The sequence below is a fragment of the Bradyrhizobium sp. CCGE-LA001 genome (genome assembly GCF_000296215.2).
In the GTDB taxonomy this organism is placed as follows: domain Bacteria; phylum Pseudomonadota; class Alphaproteobacteria; order Rhizobiales; family Xanthobacteraceae; genus Bradyrhizobium.
Genome location: NZ_CP013949.1, coordinates 1896327 through 1921290, shown reverse-complemented (window position 1 = coordinate 1921290; position 24964 = coordinate 1896327). Strand labels below are relative to the sequence as shown.

Sequence of the window (24964 nt, the reverse complement as noted above, 5' to 3'; positions counted from 1 at the left end):
ACTCCAAACAATCAGAACAGGTTGCCGGCGTTCATCGCGAGGTGCTCGACGATCGGGCCGAGCGCGAGCGCCGGGAAGAACGTCAGGCCGCCGATGATCAGGATCACGCCGACGACGAGGCCGACGAACAGCCCGCCCGTGGTCGGGAACGTGCCCGCCGACGGCGGGACGGATTTCTTGGCGGCGAGCGACCCCGCGATCGCCATCGCCGGGACGATCATGAAGAACCGGCCGACGAACATCGCGCTGGCAAGAGTGAGGTTGTAGAACAGGGTGTTGCCGGTGAGGCCTGCGAAGGCCGAGCCGTTGTTGCCGGTCGCCGAGGTGAAGGCGTAGAGCACCTCGGTGAAACCGTGCGGCCCGGCGTTCGCCATCGAGGCAACCGCCGCCGGATAGACCACGCCGACGGCGGTCCAGCCGAGATACATCAGCGGCAGCACCAGGATCGCGAGCATCGCCATCTTGACCTCGCGCGCCTCGATCTTCTTGCCGACATATTCCGGCGTGCGGCCAACCATCAGGCCGGCGACGAAGATCGCGAGCACGACGAACAGCAGCATGCCATAGAGGCCGGCGCCGACGCCGCCGATGATGATCTCACCGAGCTGCATGTTGATGAGCGGGATCATGCCGCCGAGCGCGGTGAAGCTGTCATGCATGGCATTGACTGCACCGCACGACGCAGCGGTGGTGATCACGGCGAACAGCGAGGATGCGACGATGCCGAAGCGCACCTCCTTGCCCTCCATGTTGCCGCCGGCAAGGCCCAGCGCATGCATGGTCGAGGTGCCGTTGGCTTCCGCCCAATAGGTGATGGCGACGCCGGCCACGAACAGCACGCCCATCACGGCCATGATCGCCCAGCCCTGGCGCTGGTTGCCGACCATGCGGCCGAACACGTTGGTCAGCGCGGCGCCGAGCGCGAAGATCGAGAGCATCTGCACGAAGTTCGACAGCGCGGTCGGATTCTCGAACGGATGTGCCGCATTGGCGTTGAAGAAGCCGCCGCCATTGGTGCCGAGCATCTTGATCGCGACCTGGGAGGCGACCGGGCCGACTGCGATGGTCTGCTTGGCGCCCTCCAGCGTGGTGGCCTCGACATAGTCGCCGAGCGTCTGCGGCATGCCCTGCCAGACCAGGAACAGCGTGTAGACGACGCAGATCGGCAGCAGCACGTAGAGCGTGGTGCGGGTCACGTCGACCCAGAAATTGCCGACGGTGCGCATCGATGCGCGCGAAAAGCCGCGGATCAGCGCCACCGCCAGTGCAATGCCGGTCGCCGCCGACAGGAAGTTCTGGTGCGTCAAGCCGAGCATCTGAACGAGATAGGACAGCGTGCTCTCGCCGCCGTAATTCTGCCAGTTGGTGTTGGTGAGGAAGGAGATCGCCGTGTTGAAGGAGAGATCCGGGGCGACTGCGCCCTGTCCGGCCGGATTGAAGGGCAGCAGCGCCTGCAAGCGCATCACGCCGTAGATGATGAGGAAGCCGCCGACATGGAACAGCAGCATGGCGACCGTGTAGGTCAGCCAATGCTGCTCGCGCTTCTCGTCGACACCGGAAATCCAGTAGAAGCCGGCCTCGATCGGACGCAGCACCGGCGACAGAAACGTCCGCTCGCCGCTAAATACGCGCGTCATGTACCAGCCGAGCGGCTTGGTCAGCGCGACGATGATGACGCAAAAAAGAATGATCTGGAGCCAACCGATCACAGTCATGGCATTAACCCTTCAGGCATTGTGTCCGGCGCAGGAGCGGCAGGAGCAGCGCAAGCAGGCCAGCGACGAGCGCGGCGTCGGCCAGCAGCAATTTTGCGAGCAGCAGCACGGGTCAGAACCGCTCGGGCCGCAGCAGCGCGTAGGTGAGATAAACCAGGAGGCCGAACGAGACGGCGCCCGCGAGCGCATAATCGAAGATCATGATCCGCTCCGTCACAGCCGTTCGCAGGCGTAGGTGTAGCCGATCGCAAGGGCAAAGAAGCCAAAGCCCAGCGCCAGCATCAGAATGTCCATCATGGCGATACTCCTCAATGCGAGACGGTATCCGGCATAAGCCGTCTCTCGATCCCGGCGGGCGGCCTGCTGCGCGCGAACGCAATGCGCGCCTCTCCCGATCGGGAACTTGATCGCGATCAGGTGCCACCCCGCCCATAGGTTTTCGAGATGAGGCCTATGGCGACGTTATAGGAATTCCATAAAGGCCGGCGCGCGTCGCCGGCACCAGGGCCCAACCTTCAGCCGTCATTCCCGGCAGGCACGCGGGGACGCATTCCACTATCGTTCTCTCGACTGCTGTTACGGCAAGCCGTGGCCGAGGTCTTCTCAAAATGCCCTGTCTTTATAAGTCTCCACCTTCGGCGGAAACGACGGCCGAGGATCCGACGCGCGCAATCGCAAGGCGCCGCGCATTTATGCAATCCCTATATTTCTCGCCTGATCCTCATCTCGCTTTCAAATGCCCTCCTGATCATCTTGGCCATGCCGGCCGACTGACCGACGCCAATCCCAGGAGGCCTGACATGACCGCCGCTCTCCGACGCCTCGACCCACCATCCCTCAGCCAGCGGCTTCGCGCTGCACCGGCGCCGACGCGGCCGTTGATGCTCGACATCATCGCGCACGCCTGCCGACGCCTTCCTTTGCTGGGCCAGAGCGAGCGCACCGGCCGTATCATGCGCCTGATCGACGCCGAGGCCTGGGTCGATGCGGCGCTGGCGCTGGTGGAGCTCGAATTGCCGATGTGGCAGGCCCGCCGCATCGTCTATGACGAGGGCGAGTGGCATTGTGCGCTGTCGCGCGAACGTGAGCTGCCGGACTGGCTGGACGCTGCAGTCGAGGCGCGGCACGCCGATCTCGCGCTGGCCTTGCTATCGGCCTTCATCGAGGTCCGGGCCTTGGCTGCGGACACGCCGCGGCCAAGCGTACCGTCTGTCCTGGACCCGCTCTACGAGCCCCTCGCCTGCGACAATTTCAGCTAGAGCAGCCTGACGGATCGATGCCGTGTCGCAAGCTCCCGACATGCCGCGCACGCTGAATCCGGCGCGGGTGATCGCACGTTTCGCGGTCCGCGCCGCACTGCTCATCGGCTTCGCTGCATTCGGCGGCGTCGGCTTCGGCCAGAGCCTCGCCGTCCTGCTCTGGATGTTTCATCATCCTTTGCGCGCTCGCGGCCCTCGTCAGGCGCGAGCCCCTGTTCAAGAGTTCGCTCAATCATTGGGACGAGTGCGTTGCCTTCGGCGCACTGTTTGCGCTGGTTCACAGCGTCGCCGAGCTGGCGTGATCGTTTCGGCTTTATGATCTTCCTATGAGATCGCCGCGCAGCCGCCCTCGAAATCATATTCGCGACTGAGGATATTGAGCGCGCCGGCAGGGACAAGCGTCCCGAGCCGGTGTCGTTCAGAAGGAATACTCTCGTGAAACTCGTCGAACCTCCCTCGTGCAGCTCGCTTTCGACCATCGTCTTCATCGGCAGGAATCGCCGGGGACAATGGGTCGTCCAGGAACAGAACGGCCTCTATGGCGGCCTGTTCGTCAGCCGCGCGCAGGCGATCAAATATGCGCTGTTCGAGAATGGGCAGCATCCCGAGACCATCGTCGAGCTGCCGCGCGAGATTGAGCTCGACATGGGAAAGACTCCCGATATCACCGTCGCGTAGCGCGCAGCCTGAGCCGGCAACTTCCCGCGAAGCACCATGTTCATCCCACCCTCCGCCTGGTTCACCGGATTCATTCCGGAGCTGCCGACGCCATTCGACGCGGCCGATGCGATCGATCTCAAGGCGTTCGCCGCATTGTGCGAGCGGCAGGTCGCGGCCGGCGCTCCCGCCGTCGTGGTCTGCGAGACGGCCGGCGAGGCGCCGACGCTCTCTCCGGCCGAGCAGGAGCTCGTCATTCGCACTGCGGTCGATGTCGCACGCGGCCGCGTACGCGTCATCGCAGGCGCGGTTTCCAACGCGACAAGCCGCGCCATCGAGCTCGCGCGGCGCGCGGAGGCCGCCGGTGCCTATGCCGTCATGTCGGTGGTCCCGGCCTATAACAAGCCGATGCAGGAGGGCATGCTCGCGCATTTCCGGGCGATTGCTGGCGCGATCGGCTTGCCTGTGATCCTGCACGACATTCCCTCCCGCACGCTGCGGCCGCTCGCCGACGAGACGCTGCTGCGTCTGGTCGAGTCCCGCCAATTCGTCGGCCTATGTGACGGCAGCGGCGACATGATCCGGCCGATGCGCCTTGCCCGGCACCTGCCGGCCAATTTTCGCATTCTGTCCGGCGACGACACCACCGCCTTCGGCTTCATGGCGGACGGTGGCGATGGCGCGATCTCGGAGGTCGCCAACATCGCGCCGGATCTCTGCCGCACGATCTTCTCGCAGATCAGGCAGGGCCGCATGCAATCGGCGCGATATCTCGACAAGCGGCTGATGCCTCTGATCGGCTGCCTGTCCCGGGAAAGCCCGGCGGCCCTCAAATACGCCCTGAGCGTGCTTGGCCTGATGTCCGCCGCGACCCGGCTTCCGATCGTGCCGCTGGACGCCACCGCGCAGAGGGAGGTGGTACGCGCCTTCGCTGCGATCGCCGACGAAGAACGGATCGACGGCGTCGGGGCCTGACGCGTCAAGGCTCTCAGGACATCCCATGCCGACATCGACCGACGAATCCCACAGGCTGCTCCGCGCCTGGCAGCTGGCACTGCTGCGCTTTGCCGTGACGCTGGATCAGGCCGACAGGCTCAACATTGCAGCAATCGCGGCGGAGCTCGACCGCCTCGGCGGGCGGCGAAGCGCCGACGACACGCTCCACTTCTTCCGGCGAACCAGCTCGCGGCTCTGCGCGGCCATCGGCGGGCAGCTCCAGGGCGCGGATGCAACGCTGGAATGCTTTTGCAAGCAGATCGAGGAGCCGCGACTGCGGCTCGCCTTCGCGGCGGCGATCGGGCTTGCGCAGTCCGATCCGGCGCCGTCTACGGCCGTTCGGCCGAAGCAGCGCCCCGATCTCTTCAGGGGACTGCCATCGCGAGCGTCTGCATCTTTATGACATTCCTATACCGGCGCCCCGGCGTCCATCTCGCAATCCTACGCAGCCATGGACATCATGAGTGGCTGGTTGGAGCGGCGGTCGCGCCGCACCAGGAACGAGGACTCCCACAATGTCGATCCTGACACATGACATTGACCGGCCCTTCCAGGCCGAACGCCCGGCGCGCATGTCGGAGGTATACAAGGCGGGGCTCCAGCGTATCGCGCTGCAAGCGCTGACCTTGCTCTCGATGGGCAGCGTGCTCACCGCACTGATCGCGCTCAAGACCGCGATCCATGTCTGGCGGCTCCAAACCTGACCGGCAGAGAGGCCACCATGACCTTGCAGATGTGTGAGGAGGCCGCCATGGCCGCGATCGCTCTTCAAGCTGCGCACCGCCGGTCCGGGCCAAGGTCGCCATCGGCGACGCTCAAGCCGCTCGACCCCGAGGTCCGCCGCGCCGCCATTCCCGCGTTCTTCATCGGACGCAACAGCGCCGGGCTCTGGGTCGGAGCGAGGCGGCTGCTCGCGCGCATGATCATGAGGTCGCGGACATGATCGAGATCAAGATCGCCATCCTGGTTGCGCTGGCAGGTGCATTGCTGCTCGGCATGCGCCTCGGCGCGCCGCGTGCGGACAAGTAGCGTGCAGCTCCTGAAAGGAAATCTCGAGCACGTGGTCACCACGACCGTCCTGACCATGACGCTGAGCATGGTCTGGGGCGCCATCCTGACGGTCGTGATCACGCTCGTCGCGCGCGGGCTCGGCGTCTAAGTTTCTTTCCGCTCCGCCGCGATCAGCCGCACCAGCTCTGCCGCGGCGACCTCATGGCTGCCTACGAGGCGAGCAACCGGGCGCCCAGCGCGGTCGCGATGCCCGGTTGAGGCGGCATATCCCGCGGAAAAAACGCCGCCGATCTGGCGCAATTTCACGGAACCGTGTAGAGCGGTTTCATGAGCACCAGCAACGTCAACGTCGTCGCCCATCCCCTGGTCCAGCACAAGCTCTCGCTGATGCGGGAGAAGGACCGCTCGACCAAGAGCTTTCGCGAGATCCTGAACGAGATCGGGATGCTGCTGGGTTACGAGGTGACGCGCGACCTGCCGCTGGAGCTGGTGGACATCGAAACGCCGATCGCGCCGATGCAGGCGCCCAAGATCGCCGGCAAGAAGCTCACGCTGGCGCCGATCCTGCGCGCCGGTGTCGGCTTTCTCGACGGCATGCTGGCGCTGATGCCGTCGGCGCGCATCGCCCATATCGGGCTCTACCGCGACCCCGAGACGTTGCAGGCCGTGGAATATTACTTCAAGGCGCCGCAGGACTTGTCCGACCGCACCGTGATCCTGATGGACCCGATGCTCGCGACCGGCAACTCGGCCTGCGCCGGCGCTTCCCTGCTCAAGGCACGGGGTGCACGCGACATCCGCTTCGTCTGCCTTCTGGCCGCGCCCGAGGGCATCGCGCAGTTCCAAAGTGAGCATCCGGACGTGCCGGTATGGACCGCCGCGATCGATGAGCGGCTCAACGACCACGGCTACATCGTGCCGGGCCTGGGTGATGCCGGCGACCGGATGTTCGGCACCAAGTAGACAGGCATGCGCGATCCGGTTAGTCCGATTGCCATGAGCGCCAATCCATTTTCGCTTCACTCGCTGATCGGCACGGAGCCTGCCGCCGCCCCCGCGTTCCTGTTCGACGGCACTGCGGTCTCGCGGGTGGAATTTTCGAGCAAGGTGGAGCAGACCGCGGCCTGGCTCGCCGCGCAGGGCGTCGGCAAGGGCGACGTCGTCGCGGTCTGGCTGGTCAACCGGATCGAATGGATTGCGCTGCTGTTCGCCGCCGCCCGCCTCGGCGCGGTCGTCGGCGCCGTCAATACGCGCTACCGCAGCGCGGAAGTCGCGCACCTGCTTCGTGTCTGCGGTGCCAAGCTGATGGTGGTCGAGGCCGCGTTCCGTTCGATCGAGTTTGCTGCCATTCTGGGCGACGTTGCCAAGGACGAGGTGCCCGCACTGCGACAGCTCGCGGTGATCGGTGCGGATGCGATGCCCGCCCACTGGCCCTGTGTTCGGTTCGATGCCTTCGACCGGTCCTATCCGCCCGCCCCGCCGGCCCAGGAGGATGTCGACCTGCCGGTCCTGCTCTACACCACGTCGGGCACGACAAAAGGGCCGAAGCTCGTCGCGCATTCGCAGCGGACGCTGGCCACCCACGCTGTTTCCGTCGCCCGAGCGCTTGAGCTTGACCCGCAACGCCATTCGCTGCTGGCCATGCTGCCGTTCTGCGGCACGTTTGGCATGACGAGCCTGCTCGGTTTCATCGCGGCGCGCGCGACCATCCATGTCCTCGACGCTTTCGAAGCAGCGCCGGCGCTGAAGATCCTCAGCGAGCATGGGATCACGCATTCCTTCGGCTCGGACGAGATGTTCCGCCGCATCCTCGCGCTCACCGACGCGCCACATCCGTTTCCTAAGCTCCAAGTCTGCGGCTTCGCTGCGTTCCAACCCGGCTGGCGCGAGCTGGCCGTGGAGGCGGAGGCGCGCGGCATGAAGCTGTTCGGCCTCTACGGTTCGAGCGAGGTGCAGGCGCTGTTCTCGATCAGCCGTAGCAGCGACGCCTTTGCCGACCGCATCGAAGGTGGCGGTTGGCCGATGTCGCCGGACGCGAAAGTCCGCATCCGCGATGTCGAGACCGGCGAGCTGGCGGCCAGCGGCGTCTCGGGCGAGATCGAGATCAGCGCACCGTCACGCTTCCTCGGCTATTTTAGCAATCCCGAGGCGACGCGCGAGGCGCTCACCGCCGACGGGTTCTTTCGCACCGGCGACATCGGCCGGGTTCGCGGCGATGGCTCGTTCGTGTACGAGACCCGCGCCGGCGATGCAATGCGGCTCGGCGGCTTCCTGGTCGCGCCCGGCGAAATCGAGGACGAGCTCAAATCCTGCGCCGGCGTTGCCGATGCCCAGGTCGTAGCGGTCGATTTCAAGGGTCAGGCGCGCTGCGTTGCCTTCGTGATCGCGGCCGGAGAGCCGCCGCGGCAGGAAGCGCTGACCGCCCATCTGCGTGAGCGACTCGCCGGCTACAAGGTGCCGGCGCGGATCTATGTCGTGGACGCCTTTCCGGTCACCGACAGCGCCAACGGCGTCAAGATCCAGCGCGCCCGGCTTCGTGCCATGGCGATGGAACGGATTGCCGCCGAATAGAACGGCCTTGTCGGCTGGCTCGGAACAGCCGTTCAATACGACTTCGCGAGCCCCAGCACCTTTTCTGCGATGAAGCTGAGCGCAAGCTGCGGGCTGACCGGCGCGATGCGCGGGATCAGCACCTCGCGCAGATAGCGCTCGACGTGGAATTCCTTGGCGTAGCCGAAGCCGCCATGGGTCATCACCGCCTGCTCGCAGGCGGAGAAGCCGGCCTCGCCCGCGAGATATTTCGCGGCATTGGCCGCCGCGCCGCACGGCATGCCCTTGTCGTATTGCCAGGCCGCCGACATCACCATCAGCCAGGCGGCCTCGAGCTCGACCCAGTTCACCGCGAGCGGATGCTGGATGCCCTGGTTCTTGCCGATCGGCCGGTTAAACACCACGCGTGTCTTGGCATATTCGGTCGCGCGCGACAGCGCGAGCTTGCCGAGCCCAACAGCCTCCGCGGCGATCAGAATGCGCTCCGGGTTCATGCCTTCGAGGATGTATTCGAAGCCCTTGCCTTCCTCGCCGATCCGGTCCTCCATCGGAATCTCGAAGTCCTCGAAGAACAGCTCGTTGGAATCGACGATCTTGCGGCCCATCTTCTCGATCTCGTGGACCTTGATCCTGTTGCGGTCGAAATCGGTGTAGAACAGGCTGAGCCCGTGGGTCGGCGAGCGCACCTCTTCCAGCGGCGTCGTGCGCGCCAGCAGCAGGATCTTGTGCGCGACCTGCGCGGTCGAGATCCACACCTTCTGGCCGTTGACGATGTAGCGGTCGTTCTTGGCGACCGCGCGGGTCTTGAGCTGGGTGGTATTGAGGCCGGTGTTGGGCTCGGTGACGGCGAAGCACGCCTTCTCGCGGCCCTCGACCATCGGCGGCAGCATCCGCCTGCGCTGCTCTTCGGTGCCGAACACGACCACCGGATTGAGCCCGAACACGTTGATGTGCACCGCGGAGGCACCGGACATGCCGGCGCCGGACTCCGCGATGGTGCGCATCATGATCGCAGCTTCCGTGATGCCGAGCCCCGAGCCGCCATATTCCTCCGGCACGCAGATGCCGAGCCAGCCCGCATCGGCCAGCGCCTTGTGGAAGTCATGCGGGAAGCCGCCGTCGTGATCCTTCTTCAGCCAGTACGCATCGGGAAAGCCCTCGCAGATCTTGGCGATGGCGTCGCGAATGGCTTCCTGCTGATCGGTGAGCGCGAAATCCATGTCCGTGACCTCCTTTGTCGGGAGCCGCGACCGCGCAATCTCCCTCCTCTCGCGTTTCCCACTCAAAGGCCGTGGCCGATTGCTGCGCCCGGACGTACCCTCTCTCCGCGTTCTTAACTTGAAAAACCGGGTACAGATACGTGAATTTGTCCCTCGACTGTGTGTAGCATGCATAGGGTCATGCGGCGCGACGCGAAGAGCGCGCCGTTATTTCGCAGGGAGGAAACCGCGATGGCCGGACTTTACTTCGAGGACTTTTCGGTGGGCCAGGAGTTCAGGCATCCGCTGACCCGGACCGTCACGGAGATGGACAACACCCTGTTCAGCCTGCTCACGCTCAATCCGCAGCCGCTGCACATCGACGCCCATTTCTCCGAAAAGACCGAATTCGGCCAGCGCATTTTCAACAGCCTTTACACCCTCGGCATCATGATCGGGATGACGGTCTATGATACGACCCTGGGGACGACCGTTGCCAATCTCGGCATGACCGACGTCACCTTTCCGAAGCCGGTCTTCCATGGCGACACGTTGCGGGCGACGACGAAGGTGCTTTCGTTGCGGGAATCGAAATCGCGGCCCAAAGCAGGCATCGTCGAGTTCGAGCACCACGCCCTCAACCAGAACGACGAGATCGTCGGCAGATGCCGGCGCATGGCGATGATGCACAAGAGGCCCGTCTGATGCGTTCGATGCTGTTCGTGCCGGGCGATTCCCCGCGCAAATTCGATAAGGCGCGCGAAGGCAAGGCCGACGCGCTGATCATCGATCTCGAGGATTCCGTGGTCACGGAGAAAAAGCCCGAGGCGCGTTCGCTGACGCTGGCGATGTTGAAGGGCACCCGCGGCCCGCACAAGCTCTATGTCCGCGTCAACGCGCTCGACACCGGGATGACGCTCGCCGACCTGGCCGCCGTGATGCCGGGCAAGCCCGACGGCATCGTCTTGCCGAAATCGCAAGGCGGCGACGACGTGCGGCAGGTGGCAGCCTGGCTCGAAGCGTTCGAGGCGGCATCCGGCATTGCCGTCGGCACCACGCGCATCATCTGCGTCGCGACGGAGACCGCCGGCTCGATCTTCGGCCTCGGCAGCTACAAGAACTGCTCTCCTCGCCTCGCCGGCCTGATGTGGGGCGCGGAAGACCTCTCGGCCTCGCTCGGCGCCACCGAAAAATCCTCGGGCGGCGTGTTCCACAGTCCTTACCGCCTCGCGCGTGATCTCTGCCTGATGGCGGCGGCCGCCGCCGAGGTCGCGCCGATCGACACGGTCTATACCGACATCGACAATCTCGCGGGCCTAGAGGCTGAAACGCGCGCCGCCCGGCGCGACGGCTTTTCGGCGAAGGCGCTGATCCATCCCAAGCATGTCGACGTCGTCAACGCCGCGTTTGCGCCGACGCAAGCCGAACGCATATGGGCGGAGAAGGTCATTGCGGCCTTCGCGAGCAATCCCAATTCCGGCACGCTCCGGCTCGACGGCCAGATGATCGACAAGCCGCATCTGCGCGCCGCGAAGAAGATCCTCGGACAGCCCTGAGGCCTCAGTCGAAGCCCTGAACGGGCGGCGTTGCGACTTGCACGGGCGCCGCAGGCGCGGCTTGGACGGGCGCGGCCTGAACCGGCGGCGGATTGCCGGCAGCTCGCATCTGGCCGTTGGCATTCATCGCCTCGCGCGTGCGCGGCGGGACGCGGGTTGCGGCCGCGCGACGGGGCGGCTGCCGGTGTCTTGCCGATTGCGAGCCCTTCAGGCCCCAGGACCGGGCGATCGAGGGTCCGGCAGTGTAGCCGACCAAGGCTCCGGCGACGGCTCCGACCGGACCCAGTACGACCGCGCCTGACAAGGCACCGAGCGCTGCCGAGCCCGCGCGCTCCTGCGCAAGCGCACTCGCCGGCACAAATGCCAGCATTGCAATGGCGGTGATCAAAGCCTTGGTCATCGGAGTGCCTCCCTCAGGTGGATCACTCCCGCTCAAATATGGCGGCAGAACGTTTGGATATGGCCGAACGCGGGGCAATCGGCCGGTGGAACTTCGATGAGTGGACTCCTCCTTGGCGACCTGGATCACCACGCGGCGCAAACCGCTAGCGGACCAAGCGATTGCCGCCGGCGGCGGCGCTGCTCGCTTCGGGCGTGGGCGCTACTCTCACCACGGCCGCGAGCGGTGTGCCATTGCGCAACAAGGTGAGCTTCACTTCCTCGCCGATGCGCGCTAGGCCGATCGTGTTGCGGAGCTGGGCGGCGGTGCGGATCGGGCGGTCGTCAGCCCGGGTGATGATATCGCCCTTGCGCAGTCCTGCCTGCTCCGCGGGTGAATCCGCCGCGATCTCCGCGATGACGGCACCCTGGTTCAATCCCTTGTTGACCGATGGATGCAGGTCCTTCAGGGAGACGCCGATGCGGCCGCGCTCGACCCGGCCCTTGGCGACGATCTGCTCCATGACCTTCCGTGCCATATTGACCGGAATCGCAAAGCCGATGCCGACATTGCCGCCGGCAGGCGAGATGATGGCCGAGTTGATGCCGACCAGTTCGCCGCGCAGGCTGACCAGCGCCCCGCCGGAATTGCCCGGATTGATCGCAGCATCGGTCTGGATGAAATCTTCATAGCCCTGCTTGCCGAGGCCGGTCCGGCCAAGCGCACTGACGAGGCCTGATGTCACGGTCTGGCCGAGGCCGAAAGGGTTGCCGATCGCCAGCACGAAATCGCCGACGTCGAGGCCGTCGCTGTCGCCGAAGGCAAGCGCCTTGAGCCCGGATGGGTTCTGGATCTGGAGCACAGCAATGTCAGTCGGTGGATCGCGGCCGATGACCTTGGCCGAAAATTGCCGGCCGTCCTTGCTGGTGATCTGAACGGCGGAAGTGCCTTCGACGACGTGATTGTTGGTCAGGACATAGCCACGCTGGGCGTCGACGATGACGCCGGAACCGGTCGCGTTGACCTCCTTCTCGATCTGGCGAGGAACGTCGAAGAATTCGCGGAAGAGCGGGTCGCGATAGAGCGGATTGTCCTCGCGCACGCGGCCATGCACGGAGATGTTGACGACGGCGGGCGTCACCTGGCGCACCAATGGCGCCAGGGTCGGCACCGGGCCGCCTGTCTTCAGGTCTGGAATTTGGCCAGCGGCCGGCTGCGGTGCCATAAGCGCGAGCACCAGCAATGCCAGCGAAAGCAAACGCACGACATTCATCTTGATCACCTGCCACTGAACCGGGGATGTGAGAGACTTCGAGGCCTCAGTCACGCGGTGCGGCGACGAGGCCGTGCATGACGAGATAAGGAAGTGCGAGCGCCGCCGAGGCCTGGCCGAGCAGCACGAGCGCCAGGACGGTCTGGGTGAAGATCATGCGGCCCGCCTCTCCGCGGCGGCCCAGGGCCGCCGCAGCCGCATCGGGACGCCGCCCCCGCGTGGCGGATCGTCATTGTCATTGTCGCCGTCGAGCTTGCGCAACGCCGCCAGGACATCGGCAAGCCGGATGGTGTGGTTCATGCCCGGTATCTCGCGCAGCGCCGGACAGGATTCGACCGCATACATGTCAGACGCCCAGGACGACAGGATGATACGCTTTTCCGGCGCGGAGAGCTCCTCCGCGTTCAGGACGTCGGCGGGCGAATCGTAATGGGCAGCGGGATGAAACAGCGGGTTGAGAGTACCGGCATTGGTGTTCACGTTGGTCATCGGTCGTGCCTCCCTCATGCTCCTTTCCAAGGGATCGATTTGTGGACGATGGACGGCGGCGCCGACCGCCGCCGTCCCGCTTGATGTCAGTGCGTGTTGATCGCGATGCGCTTGACGCCTTCGCGTTCCTTCTCCGACTTCGGCAGCGACACCGCCAGGACGCCATTCCTGAACGATGCCTCGGCCTTGTCTTCCTCGACGCCTTCCAGCGGGATCTGCCGCTCGAACGCACCGTAATAGCGCTCGGTGAAGTATCTGCCTTCTCCGTTGCGCTCGGCTTTTTTCTCGCCGCGCAGGGTCAAGACGCCATTGGCGATCTCGACCTGAACGTCCTTCTCCGTCATTCCGGGCAGCTCGGCCGAGACCGTCAGCGCCTTGTCGGTCTCGCTGAGCTCGACCTTCGGCCAGCCGAAGCGGCCCTCCATCAGCGGCGACAGGCTGGACGCGCCGAAGCCGCGGAAGACGTCATCGAACAGACGGTTCATCTCGCGATGAAGCGTCAGGAAGGGATCGAAATTGTCGCGCGCAGGCGCGAGCTCCTGTTTCCCTGACCAGGGAATGAGATCACGAAAACCCATTGTCCTCTCCTCCATGCATCGGGGAGCGCGGACGCACATCGGCGTTCCGCGTTCCCGCCACTGGTTCGATCGAGCGTCTAGGCTGCTTTCTTCTGCTCGATCTGCGATGCCGCAGGAGTGGCGCCCGCGATCGGAATCCGGCGCGGCTTCATCGCTTCCGGAATCTCACGGACGAGGTCGATGATCAACAGCCCATCCTGGAACGAGGCCTGCTTCACCTGGACATAGTCGGCGAGGTTGAACACGCGCCGGAACGGGCGCGCGGCGATGCCCTGGTACAGGTATTCGCGCGCAGCCGTCTCGGGCTTCTTGCCCTCGATGGTGAGCGCGTTCTGTTCGGCCGTCACGGTGATGTCGTTGGCGCCGAACCCCGCCACGGCAAGGCTGATCCGGTAATGGTCTTCGCCGGAACGCTCGATGTTGTAGGGGGGATAGTTGTCCTCGGTCGTCTGGCGCAGCGTGCTGTCGACGAGGTCGGCCAGGTGGTCAAAGCCGATGGTGGAACGCCACAGGGGCGCGAAGTCAAAACTGGTCCTCATAACCAAGTCCTCCAAAGAGCAAGATGGATACGAAGGAGCGCAAGGCGGGATTTCAGACAGGTCCGAAAGGCCAGCCCGGCGCCCGTGCCGGACCCGGTCAGGCATCCGACACACCGCTCTCGCGGCGAAAAACGACTTAGAAAATCAGGAATGGCTTTCAAGGGGCGGGCCAAAAAAAATTTCAGGCCGCCGGGTCCGGAGCTAGCCCGCCGAGCATCGTCGCTCTCGTGGGCGGAGGCAGCGCAGCACGGAGTGATGCGCTGCGGAGCCGGACCTCATGTTGCAGCGAAGGCGCAGCCCGCTGGCCCGGCTCTGCAGCCGCACCGCTACCCGCTGCGCTGCCCCGGGAGACGCGAAGCTGGATGCGCCAAGCAGGGAACTCACCGTTCGCCATTGACAAATTCATTTGCTAGTATCTAACTAACGCGAGAACAACCCGCCGCGCCAAGCGGCCAATAAGAGAGGGAACGACAATGAAAGGGCTTCTGGCCTGCGCCATGCTCACGGCGATGACTTCGGCAGCCATGACTTCAGCGGCAACCGCGCAAGTCTCCGACGACGCCGTGCGGATCGGCGTGCTGACGGATCTGTCCAGCTGGGGCCGCGACAACTCAGGGCCGGGCTCGGTCGAAGCCGCGAAGATGGCGGTGGAGGAATTCGGGCCGACCGTGCTCGGCAAGCCGATCGAGATCATCAGCGCCGACCACCAGATGAAGACCGACGTCGGCGTACAGATCGTGCGCGGCTGGTTCGACAACGGCAAGGTCGACGCCGTCGTGGACATCCCTAATTCCGGCATCGCGATCGCCGTGCACAACATGGTCCGCGAGCGCGGCAAGGTCGCGCTGCTGTCCGGCCCCGGCGCAAGCTCGCTGACCGACGAGCTGTGCAGCCCCAACACCGTGCATTTCACCTACGACACCTATGCGCTGTCGAAGGTGACGGCCTCCGCCGTGATCAAGGAAGGCGGCAAGTCCTGGTACTTCATCACCGCCGACTACGCCTTCGGCCAGCAGCTCGAGAAGGACGCCACCCGCTTCATCAACGAGATGGGCGGAAAGGTGCTCGGCGGCGTCAAGCATCCGACCAACACCGCGGACTTCTCGTCCTTCGCGCTGCAGGCGCAGAGCTCGAAATCGGACGTGGTCGCCTTCGCCAATGCCGGCCAGGACACCGACAATGCCATCAAGCAGTCCGGCGAGTTCGGCTTGGTCCAGGGCGGCCAGAAGCTGGTCGGCCTGTTGATGTTCGACACCGACGTGCACGCGATCGGCCTCAAGGCCGCGCAGGGCACCTACATGACGACGGCGTCCTACTGGAACATGGACGAAGCCACGCGCGCCTGGTCGAAGAAGTTCTACGAGCGCACCAAGGTGATGCCCACCATGATCCAGACCGGCGTCTACGGTTCGGTGCTGCATTATCTCAAGGCCATCAAGGCCGCCGGCACCGACGAGTCCGCCAAGGTGATGGCCAAGATGCGCGAGCTGCCGATCGAGGATACATTCGTCCATGGCGGCAAGTTGCGCGAGGACGGCCGCGTCATCCGCGACATGTATCTTGCCAAGGTGAAGAAGCCGGAGCAGTCGAAAGAGCCGTGGGACTATCTGGAGATCGTCAAGACGGTGAAGGGTGAGGACGCCTTCCGCCCGGTCTCCGAATCCAAATGCCCGCTCTTGAAGAAGTGAGGTGAGCGATGACCGGCAGCGAGCATAGCGCAATTGAGACTTACGAGTGCGACGTGCTCGTGGCCGGATCGGGTTGCTCCGGCATGTCGGCCGCGATCACCGCGCGCCATCGCGGCCTCGACGTCCTGATCGTGGAGAAGGAGCCGCGCTTCGGCGGCACCACCGCCCGCTCCGGCGGCTGGCTGTGGATTCCCGGTACGTCGCTGGCAAAGGCCTACGGCATCGAGGAAACGCCTGAACAGGCCCGCACCTATCTGCGGCACGAGGCCGGCAACAATTTTGATGCGGCACGCGTCGATGCATTTCTTTCGGCCGGGCCAGAGGCGGTCGATTTCTTCACCAGCAAGACGGCGCTTCGCTTCGACATGCCGCTGGTGTTTCCCGACTATCACGCCGAGGCGCCCGGCGGCGCACAGGGCGGCCGCTCCATGGTGACGCGGCCGTTCGACGGCCGCGAGCTCGGCGACCGTATCAAGACGCTGGGCATGCCGCTGCCGGAGCTCACCGTGTTCGGTATGATGCTGGGGAGCGGCAAGGAGATCATCCACTTCATGCGGGTGACGAAGTCGCTGACTTCGGCCGTGTACGTCGCCAAGCGCCTGTCGCGGCATTTCATGGACGTGCTGCGCTACGGCCGCGGCATGACGCTCACCAATGGCAATGCGCTGGCGGGGCGCCTAGCAAAGTCGGCGCTAGATCTGAAGATTCCGATGTGGCTGTCCTCGCCGGTGCGCGAGCTGACCGTCGAGAACGGGACTGTGACCGGCGCGATCGTGTCGCGCGAGGGACGCGACGTGCGCGTTCGCGCGCGCCAGGGCGTCGTGCTCGCCTGCGGCGGCTTTCCCCATGACGTCGAGCGACGCAAGAAGATGTTTCCGCACGCGCCGGCCGGCAATGAACACTATTCGCCGGGGCCGACCGGCAATACCGGCGACGGGTTGCGCCTTGCGGAAAGCGCCGGCGGCCGCATCGAGGACCGCCTGCCCAATGCGGCAGCGTGGGTGCCGGTGTCTCTGACCACGCGGAAGGACGGCTCCAAAGGCGTGATGCCGCATTTCATCGATCGCGCAAAACCGGGCGTGATCGCGGTGATGCGCGACGGCAGGCGCTTCGCCAATGAGGGCAATTCCTACCACGACTTCGTCCAGGCCATGGTCAAGGCCGCCAAGCCCGGCGACGAGATCGCGGCCTATCTCATCTGCGATCACAAGACGCTGCGCAAATATGGCCTCGGCTGCGTGCCGCCCTTCCCGATGCCGCTCGGCCACCACTTGAACACCGGCTATCTCATGCGCGGCGACACGCTGGAAGCGCTTGCTGCAAAGGCCGGCATCGATGCGCAGGCTTTCACCGACACGGTCAGGCAGTTCAACGCGACCGCGCCGCTCGGCCACGACGCTGCCTTCGGCAAGGGCTCGAAGGCCTATAACCGCTATCAGGGCGACGCGATGCACGGCCCCAACCCTTGCGTCGCGCCGATCGAGGACGGTCCGTTCTACGCCATCAAGATGGTGATCGGCGATCTCGGCACCTATGCCGGCATCGTCACCGACGAGAACGCCCGCGCGCTCGATGCCGAAGGCAAGGTCATTCCCGGCCTCTATGCCGCCGGCAACGACATGGCGAGCATCATGGGCGGCAATTATCCCGGGGCCGGCATCACGCTTGGGCCGGCGCTGACCTTCGGCTACATTGCCGGCAGACACCTTGCCGACAGCGCCGAAAAGCGCAACGCGGCGTAAGCCACGCCAGGAGACGCATGAAGAGGGAAAGCCGCGGCATCCAGTCGATCGAGGTCGGCGGCGAATTGCTCCGCGCGCTCGCCAGGAGCGGCGAGCCGATGATGCTGCGCGATCTCGCGCGCGAAGCCGGCATGACCCCGGCCAAGGCGCATCCCTATCTCGCCAGCTTCTCGCGCATCGGCCTGATCGAGCAGGACGAGAGCACCGGCCGCTACGAGATTGGCGTGCTGGCGCTGGAGCTCGGCCTGATCAGCCTGCGCCGCCTCTCCGGCGTGCGTGTCGCGCGTCCCAAGATCGCCGCGCTGGCAAGCCAGATCGGCCACGCCGTCTCGCTCGCGGTCTGGGGCACGCACGGACCGACCGTGGTGCAGCTCGAAGAGCCGGCACAGCCGGTCCACATCGTGATGCGCGCCGGCTCGGTGATGGCGCTGCTGGAGACGGCGACAGGCCGCGCCTTCGCAGCGTTCCTGCCGGAGAAGACGATCAGTGCCGCGCTCGAAAGCGGGCTCGACCGTCACGGCGTCGGCTACAACCCGAAGCGCGCGGTGAAGGGCGCGAAGGTCACGGAGATGCTCACTGAGGTGCGCAAGCACGGCCTCGCCCGTGCGCTCGGCGATCCCCTGCCCGGCGTCAACGCGTTCTCCGCGCCCGTATTCGACCATTCCGGCCATGTCGCACTGGTCATCACCGCGATGGGACCGGAAGGCACATTCGACGCGCGCTGGGACAGCCCGATCGCCCATGCCCTGCGCGATTGCGCCGGCGGCATTTCGAAGCGGCTGGGTTACGGGATGACGGTGGCGGCGGAGTGAAATGCAAACTGCTCGCCTCGCAACGGGTGTCATGCCCCGCGCAGGCGGGGCATCCAGTACGCCGCGGCCCATCCGTTCCATCACTGCTGTCTCGGAGTACTGGATCGCCCGCCTTCGCGGGCGATGACAGCGAGTGCGGGGCGACTTCGTTACCCTACTTCTCCTTCACCGGCACCGTGTAGTTCAGGATCAGCCGGCCGCCGTCGGGATAGATCGTCTGCCCGGTGATGTAGGACGCATCGTCGCTGGCCAAGAACGCCACGACGGAGGCGACCTCGCTCGGCTCGCCGCCGCGCCCCGCAGGCGTGCGCGACATCACGGTCTTGCGGGCATCCTCCGATGTGTAGATGGAGGACGCCACCATGTCGGTCAGGATCGTCCCCGGCCCGACCGCGACTACGCGAATGTTGTGCGGAGCGAGCGCGACGGCAGCGACCGAGGTGAGCTGCTTCATGCCGCCCTTGGACATCGCGTAGGTCGCAAGCGCCGGGATCGCCAGCAGCGCGTTCACCGAGGACATGTTGATGATGACACCGCCGCCGCCCTGCGCGATCATCTGTCTGGCTGCGGCCTGCACGCCGAAGAACGCGCCCTTCAGATTGATGCCGATGATCTCGTCGAACTCCTGTTCCGAAATCTCGAGGAAGTCCCGGTTGCGGGCGACGCCGGCATTGTTGACCATGATGTCGAGCCGGCCGAACTCCTTCACCGCGGTTGCGACGAGCTGATCCACGTCAGTGCGCTTGGCGACATTGCCGACGATCGTGCGCAGGGCATCCGGCCGGCCGAGCTCGGCCGCGGTCGCCGCGAGGCCCTCGGCATCGACATCCGAGATCACGACCTTGACGCCGTCGTCCAGGAACCTCTTCGCGCAAGCCTTGCCGATGCCGCGTGCGGCGCCGGTGATGGCGGCGACCTTGTCCTTGAGCTTCATGCTTGCGCCTCCTGAAATAGGACGCCGCCTGGGCGTCAGTTCGTCGCCGACCGCGTCGCGGCCGGCATGTAGATTTGCGCGTAGCCTTCCTTGATCGCGGCGGTGATGCGGTCGAGGCGACGATCGATGTGTCTTTCCAGCACGGCGACGCAAGTCCCCTCATCGCGCGCCTTCAGGCCCTCGGTGACGGCGCGGTGCTCGCCTTGCGTGTTGGACCGGTTGACGCTGTCCATGTCGATCCACCGCACGAAGCGGATGCGGGCGTTGACGTTGCGCAGCACACGCAGCATCTCGGCATTGTCGGACATCGCCATCAGCCGCTCGTGAAAGGTCTCATCGAGCTCGACCAGCTCCTGGGAGGAGCGCTCGCCGGGATCGGGGCCGGTGGCATCGAGGAATTTCAGCAGCGCATCGATGTCTTCGTCCTTCGCGCGCTTGATGGCGAGGCGGATCGAGGCGACCTCGATCGACTTGCGCAGCTCGTAAAGGTCAAAGATCTCGTGGGCGTCGAGCTCGCGGCAGAAGAAGCCCTTGCCCGGCATGAAGCGCAGGAAGCCTTCGGTATTGAGGCGGTTCAGCGCCTCGCGCAGCGGAGTCCGGCTGACGCCGAGGCGTTTGGCCAGCTCGCCCTCGTTGAGCCGTTCGCCCGGCTTGAACGCGTAGCTCACGGCCATCGCCTTGAGCTGTTCATAGACCCGATCGACGATGCTGTCCGATGCCAGTTCCAGATTGCTCTTCATAGACTGCATTTTATACCGGGCCTGCGGAAGCAATGGCAATGCAAACAAGACATGAGCCACGCTTGTTCAGAGCTTTGCGACAGCAGCCTCAAGCAAAGACGCGGGGGCGCAGCCCGGCATGAAACCAGGTGATCATGGAATAGATGTCGTAGACGGGCAGCCCGACCTCGGCCTGAAGCGCGGCGGCATAGGGCGGCATGTTGGTGCATTCGAGCACGATGGCGCCGACGTCGGGGTTTTTCGCGACGAGCTGCTTGCCGGCCTCGACCACGTCGCGCTCGGCTTGCGCGACGTCCATGTCGTCCTTCTCGGCCTTGATCAGGACGCGAAAGAACTCCTTGCCGTTCTCGGTGCCGACCAGCGGCGTGTCGAGCGGCACGCCGGCGCCTTCCAGATGGGCCGGCGACAGCGTCGAGCCCGACACCGTGACGAGACCGACGCGCTTGCCCGGCGGCAAGGTCGCCTGCACCCACGGCACCTGCATCAGCGACGAGGTCGCGACCGGCACGCCGACGGCGGCTGCGATCTGCTTCTGGAACAGCGAGAGAAAGCCGCAATTGGTGGTGATGGCCTCGGCCCCGAGCCGTACCAGATCCTTGGCCGCGTCGATGAAGTCGGGCAGCAGGCCGGCCGCGCCCTTCAGCACCACCTTCTCCGGCGAAGCGCCACTGACGACGCGATAGAGCACCGGGAACGGCCAGGTCGTGCCGTTGCCCATGTCGCCGGGAATGCGGGGGAAGCGTGCCTCCAGCATCAGGATGCCGAGCGGCGCGCCGTAGATGGCCTTGCCGCCACGGGCGATGCGGGAGGACGGGGCAGCTGCGGTGCTCATGGCTGGGATCTCAGAGGAAGCGATCGGGTGCGAAGGGGCCGAGCGGAATCTCCGGCTGCTTGCCGCTCAGGAGCTGAGCGACGAGACGCCCTGTTCGCGCCGAGCCGACCAGCCCGACATGGCCGTGGCCGAAAGCATAGACGATGTCGCGCGAGGCCCGCGCATAGCCGATGCAGGGCCGCCCGTCAGGCATGCTCGGGCGATGACCGAACCATGTCTTGATGCGCGAGGTCGGGATGTCCTTGGGCAGCTTGGGAAACATGCTGATGAGGTGGTTACGCAGGATCTCGGCGCGCTTCCAGTTCGGCGCGGCCTCGAGGCCGGCGATCTCGACCGTGCCGGCGGCGCGCAGGCCCTTGTCGGTCCAGTTCACCACCATCTTGGCATCCGACGCCATCATCGAGCTGCGCGGGCCCGATTCTGGATTCTCGATCATGACGTGGTAGCCGCGTTCGGTCTCCAGCGGCAGCGGATCGCCGACCGACGCGGTGAGTTGCTTCGACCTCGCGCCGGCCGCGACCACCGCAGCATCGCAGGCAATCTCGCCGGTCTCGGTGAGGACAGCGACGAGCCTGTCGCCTGAGAGTTTTAGCCCCGTCGCCTTGGCCCGCACGTGCTTCGCCCCGCTGGCGAGCGCGTGATTGGCGAGCGCTGCGACATAAGCGCCGGGATTGCGGCAGCGGCCGGCCTCCTCCACCACCACGCCAAAAGTGTAGCGCGGATGCAGCTCCGGCTCGCGCTGGCGCATCTCGTCCGCGTTGAGCTCCAGCCATTCGACGCCGACCTTCTTGCGCAAGCGCCAGCCGAGATCGCCGTCGAAATTGCCGCGCGAGGGGAACACGTGCATCACCCCGTTGCGCTCGATCAATTCCGGGACGCCCGCCTCTTCGGCGAGCTTCCTGTGCAGCAGCGGCGCATCCTTCAGGAGATCGCGCAGCGCAAACGCCGTGGTCTCGATCCGCGCCTCGGTCCAGCCCGACAACAGGTACTTGATCAGCCAGGGCAGCGCCTTTGGCAAATAAGACCAGCGGATCGCCAGCGGGCCGAGGGGATCCATGAGATAGCCCGGCACCTTCTTCCAGACGCCGGGCTCGGCCGGCGGGATCACCGAATGCGACGACAGCCAGCCGGCATTGCCGTAGCTCGCCGCCTGTTCGCCGCCGGGCTCGCCCGGGTCGATCAGCGTGACGCGATGACCCTCGCGCAGCGCCTCGATGGCGCTGATCACGCCGACCGCGCCGGCACCGATGATGGCGACGTGACGGCTGGCCGGCATGCGTCAGGCCTTCACCGCTGGGACAAAATCCTTGCCGACCGAGATCGCGCGCGGATCGATGATGCAGTGGAGGATCGACGGCTTGCCCGAGGCGAGCGCCCGCTCGAAGGCCGGCGCAAACTCTTCGGTGCGCTCGACGCGCTCGCCATGGCCACCGAACGCCTTTGCGTACATCGCAAAATCCGGGTTCTTGAGCTGGGTGCCGACGACGCGGCCGGGATAGTCGCGCTCCTGATGCATGCGGATGGTGCCGTACTGCGAATTGTCGACGATGATGACGACCAGGGGCGCATCGTACTGCACGGCGGTGGCGAATTCCTGGCCATTCATCAGGAAGCAACCGTCGCCGGCAAAGGCGACGACGATGCGATCCGGGTATTGCCGCTTCGCCAACACGCCGGCGGGCACGCCGTAGCCCATCGAGCCCGAGGTCGGCGCGAGCTGCGCGGCGAAGCTGTGGAAGCGATGATGGCGATGGATCCAGCCGGCGTAGTTGCCGGCGCCGTTGCAGACGATCGCGTCCTTGGGCAGGCGGTCGCGCAGCCAGGTCATGACCTGGCCGTACTGGAAGGTGCCCGGCAGCTCGCGCGCCTTCTCGGTCCAGGCGAGATAATCGGCGTGCGCCTTCGCCGCCTCGCCCTTCCATGCGACGGCCCCGGCGGGCTTCAGCGTCTCGACGGCAGCGGCGAAGGCGGCCGGCGTCGCCTGGATCGCCAGCGCCGGCTGATAGACCCGGCCGAGTTCTTCCGAGCCCGGATGCACATGGATCAGCTTCTGCTGCGGCGTCGGAATGTCGAGCAGCGTGTAGGACGAGGACGGCATCTCCGACATGCGGCCGCCGATCAGCAGGATTACGTCGGCATTGTCGATCCGCGCCTTCAGACCCGGGCTCGGCCCGATGCCGAGATCGCCGGCATAATGCGAATGATCGGCATCGATCAGCGAGGCCCGGCGGAACGAGGTCGCGACAGGCAGGTCGAACCGCTCCGCAAAGCGCGCGATGCTCTTGCTTGCCTCATCGGTCCAGCGCGAACCGCCGAGAATGACGAGCGGCGCCTTGGCGCCCGCGAGCATAGAGCCGAGCTTGTCTATGTCGGCCGGCGCGGGCCAGCTCACGGCGGGCTCGATGCGCATGGCATCGGCAACGGCGGCAGTCTCGGTCAGCATGTTCTCCGGCAGCGCGATCACCACGGGACCGGGCCGGCCCTGCATGGCCACGCGGAAGGCGCGCGCCACCAGCTCCGGAATGCGGTCGGGACGATCGATCTCGACCGCCCATTTCGCCATGGGGCCGAACACCGCCTTGTAGTCGAGTTCCTGGAACGCCTCGCGTTCGCGCATGCCGGTATCGACCTGGCCGACGAACAAGATCATCGGCGTCGAATCCTGCATCGCGATGTGGACGCCATGGCTGGCATTGGTCGCGCCGGGGCCGCGGGTGACGAAGCAAACGCCAGGCCGCCCGGTGAGCTTGCCATAGGCCTCCGCCATCATCGCAGCGCCGCCTTCGGCGCGGCAGATCACGACGTCGATCGGGCTGTCATGCAGCGCATCGAGGGCCGCCAGATAGCTCTCGCCCGGCACGCAGGTGACGCGCTCGACCCCTTGCGCAACCAGCTGGTCGATCAGGATCTGGCCGCCGGTGCGGGTGTTGCGAATGGTCATGTCGGCTCCCTCAAGGCTCCAGCGATGCGCCTCATCGCTTGGCGAGAATGTTGTTCGAAGCTGGCGTATGACAGGCCGGCAGGACGCGCAAGATCGAAAGGCTTGCCGCAGCCTGCGCAGGCGTCATGCCCGCCCCTGCTGTTTGCACTAGCGCCCATTCGCGATGATGCGGCGGCAATGGTCGAGTGCTGCGCCGATGAGATTGTCGCTCGCCTCCTGCGTGCGGAACGCCGAATGCGCCGACAGTGTCACGTTCGGCAGCTTCGTCAGCGGGTGGCCTGACGGGAGCGGCTCGACCGTGAAGACGTCGAGGCCGGCATGGGCGATGTGGCCCGCGCGCAAGGCATCGAGCATTGCGTCCTCGTCGACCACCGCGCCGCGCGCGGTGTTGATCAGGATGCTGCCGGGCCGCATCATCGCGATGCGCTCACGCGACAGAAAGCCCTTGGTCTCGTCGTTGAGGAGCAGATGCAGCGAGACGACGTGGCTGTCCGCGAGCAGCTGCTCCAGCGGAACGAACGCGACGCCCGCATGCGTCTTCGGCGACCTGTTCCAGGCCATCACCTTCATGCCGCAGCCGAGCGCCATGCGCGCCGTTTCCGCCGCGATGCCGCCGAAGCCGATCAGGCCGAGCGTCTTGCCGGTGAGCTGCATCGCATCGCGACGCAGCCAGTTGCCCTCGCGCATGCCGCGATCCATCTCGCCGAAATTCCGGGCGCAGGCCCACATCAGCGCGATGGCGCATTCGGCGACCGCGGTGTCGCCATAACCCTTGATGGTGTGAACGGAGATGCCGCGACCAGCCAGCTCTTCCGGATTCATGTAGCTGCGCGCGCCGGTGCCGAGGAAGACGACGTGCTTCAAGGCGGCGCACTTGGCGGCGATCGCGGTCGGCACCGCGGTGTGATCGACGATCATGATCTCGGCCCCGTCGAGCAGGCCGGGCAGGTCGTCGGGCTTGATGGAAGGATTCCGGTTGATGCCGACCGGCAGGTCCTGAATGCGCAGCAGCTTTTCGGTCACCGCAGCAAGCGTGTCGTTGGCATCGACGAAGAGAGCGCGCACTCTGGTCTT

General features: G+C 65.6%; 28 protein-coding genes. 14 read left to right on the top strand and 14 right to left on the bottom strand.

The genetic code is table 11. The features are described from left to right. Positions 1-11: 11 nt before the first annotated feature. Together kdpA and BCCGELA001_RS09220 are read right to left on the bottom strand one after the other, a co-directional pair. On the bottom strand, positions 12-1715 hold the full coding sequence (gene kdpA, locus BCCGELA001_RS09225; RefSeq protein WP_060735116.1) for a potassium-transporting ATPase subunit KdpA: 1704 nt from the start codon (positions 1713-1715) through the stop codon (positions 12-14). Positions 1716-1827: 112 nt separating this feature from the next. Further along, positions 1828-1917 carry a K(+)-transporting ATPase subunit F gene (locus BCCGELA001_RS09220; RefSeq protein WP_018641117.1) on the bottom strand — a complete coding sequence of 30 codons (90 nt, stop codon included), beginning with the start codon at positions 1915-1917 and terminating at the stop codon, positions 1828-1830. Between the two features lie 598 nt (positions 1918-2515). Between BCCGELA001_RS09220 and BCCGELA001_RS09215 the strand changes: the two genes are divergently transcribed. The 9 genes from BCCGELA001_RS09215 to BCCGELA001_RS09180 all read left to right on the top strand — a co-directional run bounded on the left by BCCGELA001_RS09215 (position 2516) and on the right by BCCGELA001_RS09180 (position 8209). Beyond that, positions 2516-2974, top strand: coding sequence for a hypothetical protein (locus tag BCCGELA001_RS09215; protein ID WP_060735115.1), 459 nt, complete (start codon positions 2516-2518; stop codon positions 2972-2974). A gap of 435 nt (positions 2975-3409) precedes the next feature. Beyond that, entirely contained in the window at positions 3410-3652 is a 243-nt protein-coding gene (locus BCCGELA001_RS09210; protein ID WP_060735114.1) for a hypothetical protein, read from the top strand. A gap of 36 nt (positions 3653-3688) precedes the next feature. Then, a complete protein-coding gene (gene dapA / locus BCCGELA001_RS09205; RefSeq protein WP_008560071.1) occupies positions 3689-4606 on the top strand; it encodes a 4-hydroxy-tetrahydrodipicolinate synthase in 918 nt (305 codons plus the stop codon). A 25-nt stretch (positions 4607-4631) separates the two neighbouring features. Then, the gene (locus BCCGELA001_RS09200; RefSeq protein WP_008560073.1) at positions 4632-5030 is read left to right on the top strand and encodes a hypothetical protein; all 399 of its coding nucleotides are present in this window, start codon (positions 4632-4634) and stop codon (positions 5028-5030) included. 112 nt (positions 5031-5142) lie between these two features. Then, complete coding sequence (locus BCCGELA001_RS09195) at positions 5143-5331, top strand: hypothetical protein (RefSeq protein ID WP_008560075.1); 189 nt, start codon at positions 5143-5145, stop codon at positions 5329-5331. Positions 5332-5348: 17 nt separating this feature from the next. Beyond that, complete coding sequence (locus BCCGELA001_RS09190; protein WP_008560077.1) at positions 5349-5570, top strand: hypothetical protein; 222 nt, start codon at positions 5349-5351, stop codon at positions 5568-5570. Between the two features lie 87 nt (positions 5571-5657). Then, a complete protein-coding gene (locus tag BCCGELA001_RS39255) occupies positions 5658-5786 on the top strand; it encodes a hypothetical protein (RefSeq protein WP_008560079.1) in 129 nt (42 codons plus the stop codon). A gap of 179 nt (positions 5787-5965) precedes the next feature. Continuing rightward, on the top strand, positions 5966-6601 hold the full coding sequence (gene upp / locus BCCGELA001_RS09185; protein WP_008560080.1) for a uracil phosphoribosyltransferase: 636 nt from the start codon (positions 5966-5968) through the stop codon (positions 6599-6601). Positions 6602-6634: 33 nt separating this feature from the next. Next, on the top strand, positions 6635-8209 hold the full coding sequence (locus BCCGELA001_RS09180) for an AMP-binding protein (RefSeq protein ID WP_060735113.1): 1575 nt from the start codon (positions 6635-6637) through the stop codon (positions 8207-8209). Positions 8210-8241: 32 nt separating this feature from the next. Here BCCGELA001_RS09180 and BCCGELA001_RS09175 read toward each other — a convergent pair whose 3' ends face one another. Beyond that, positions 8242-9408 (bottom strand): acyl-CoA dehydrogenase family protein, encoded by a 1167-nt coding sequence (locus BCCGELA001_RS09175; RefSeq protein WP_060735112.1) that lies wholly within the window; start codon positions 9406-9408, stop codon positions 8242-8244. A gap of 231 nt (positions 9409-9639) precedes the next feature. Between BCCGELA001_RS09175 and BCCGELA001_RS09170 the strand changes: the two genes are divergently transcribed. Further along, positions 9640-10092, top strand: coding sequence for a MaoC family dehydratase (locus BCCGELA001_RS09170; RefSeq protein ID WP_008560093.1), 453 nt, complete (start codon positions 9640-9642; stop codon positions 10090-10092). After that, positions 10092-10943: an HpcH/HpaI aldolase/citrate lyase family protein gene (locus BCCGELA001_RS09165; protein ID WP_008560095.1), complete on the top strand. Its 852-nt coding sequence runs from the start codon at positions 10092-10094 to the stop codon at positions 10941-10943. The genes BCCGELA001_RS09170 and BCCGELA001_RS09165 overlap by 1 nt, the downstream gene beginning before the upstream one ends. Positions 10944-10947: 4 nt before the next feature. Here the strand turns inward: BCCGELA001_RS09165 and BCCGELA001_RS09160 are convergent, their stop codons facing one another. The 5 genes from BCCGELA001_RS09160 to BCCGELA001_RS09140 all read right to left on the bottom strand — a co-directional run bounded on the left by BCCGELA001_RS09160 (position 10948) and on the right by BCCGELA001_RS09140 (position 14201). Beyond that, complete coding sequence (locus BCCGELA001_RS09160) at positions 10948-11343, bottom strand: hypothetical protein (protein ID WP_060735111.1); 396 nt, start codon at positions 11341-11343, stop codon at positions 10948-10950. Between the two features lie 145 nt (positions 11344-11488). Beyond that, positions 11489-12595, bottom strand: coding sequence for a trypsin-like peptidase domain-containing protein (locus BCCGELA001_RS09155; protein ID WP_060737570.1), 1107 nt, complete (start codon positions 12593-12595; stop codon positions 11489-11491). 153 nt (positions 12596-12748) lie between these two features. Continuing rightward, positions 12749-13084, bottom strand: a complete 336-nt coding sequence (locus tag BCCGELA001_RS09150; protein ID WP_060735110.1) for a hypothetical protein — start codon at positions 13082-13084, stop codon at positions 12749-12751. Positions 13085-13170: 86 nt separating this feature from the next. Continuing rightward, entirely contained in the window at positions 13171-13662 is a 492-nt protein-coding gene (locus BCCGELA001_RS09145) for an Hsp20/alpha crystallin family protein (RefSeq protein WP_008560107.1), read from the bottom strand. 77 nt (positions 13663-13739) lie between these two features. Further along, on the bottom strand, positions 13740-14201 hold the full coding sequence (locus BCCGELA001_RS09140) for an Hsp20 family protein (RefSeq protein WP_008560111.1): 462 nt from the start codon (positions 14199-14201) through the stop codon (positions 13740-13742). A 473-nt stretch (positions 14202-14674) separates the two neighbouring features. On the opposite strand from BCCGELA001_RS09140, the gene BCCGELA001_RS09135 reads away from it, so the two are divergent. The 3 genes from BCCGELA001_RS09135 to BCCGELA001_RS09125 are packed head-to-tail and all read left to right on the top strand — an operon-like array spanning position 14675 to position 18443. Next, positions 14675-15889 (top strand): ABC transporter substrate-binding protein, encoded by a 1215-nt coding sequence (locus tag BCCGELA001_RS09135; protein ID WP_060735109.1) that lies wholly within the window; start codon positions 14675-14677, stop codon positions 15887-15889. Positions 15890-15897: 8 nt separating this feature from the next. Then, the gene (locus tag BCCGELA001_RS09130; protein ID WP_060735108.1) at positions 15898-17631 is read left to right on the top strand and encodes an FAD-dependent oxidoreductase; all 1734 of its coding nucleotides are present in this window, start codon (positions 15898-15900) and stop codon (positions 17629-17631) included. Between the two features lie 17 nt (positions 17632-17648). Beyond that, positions 17649-18443 carry an IclR family transcriptional regulator gene (locus tag BCCGELA001_RS09125; protein WP_060735107.1) on the top strand — a complete coding sequence of 265 codons (795 nt, stop codon included), beginning with the start codon at positions 17649-17651 and terminating at the stop codon, positions 18441-18443. 154 nt (positions 18444-18597) lie between these two features. Here the strand turns inward: BCCGELA001_RS09125 and BCCGELA001_RS09120 are convergent, their stop codons facing one another. The 6 genes from BCCGELA001_RS09120 to BCCGELA001_RS09095 form a co-directional block, all read right to left on the bottom strand. Beyond that, positions 18598-19377 (bottom strand): SDR family NAD(P)-dependent oxidoreductase, encoded by a 780-nt coding sequence (locus BCCGELA001_RS09120; RefSeq protein ID WP_008560124.1) that lies wholly within the window; start codon positions 19375-19377, stop codon positions 18598-18600. A gap of 35 nt (positions 19378-19412) precedes the next feature. Beyond that, complete coding sequence (locus BCCGELA001_RS09115) at positions 19413-20117, bottom strand: GntR family transcriptional regulator (protein ID WP_008560127.1); 705 nt, start codon at positions 20115-20117, stop codon at positions 19413-19415. An 88-nt stretch (positions 20118-20205) separates the two neighbouring features. Next, positions 20206-20949, bottom strand: a complete 744-nt coding sequence (locus BCCGELA001_RS09110) for an aspartate/glutamate racemase family protein (RefSeq protein ID WP_060735105.1) — start codon at positions 20947-20949, stop codon at positions 20206-20208. A gap of 10 nt (positions 20950-20959) precedes the next feature. After that, positions 20960-22225, bottom strand: coding sequence for an NAD(P)/FAD-dependent oxidoreductase (locus BCCGELA001_RS09105; RefSeq protein WP_060735104.1), 1266 nt, complete (start codon positions 22223-22225; stop codon positions 20960-20962). 3 nt (positions 22226-22228) lie between these two features. Next, positions 22229-23890, bottom strand: a complete 1662-nt coding sequence (locus tag BCCGELA001_RS09100) for a thiamine pyrophosphate-binding protein (RefSeq protein WP_060735103.1) — start codon at positions 23888-23890, stop codon at positions 22229-22231. 147 nt (positions 23891-24037) lie between these two features. Next, a complete protein-coding gene (locus BCCGELA001_RS09095; protein WP_008560142.1) occupies positions 24038-24955 on the bottom strand; it encodes an NAD(P)-dependent oxidoreductase in 918 nt (305 codons plus the stop codon). Between the last annotated feature and the right edge of the window lie 9 nt (positions 24956-24964).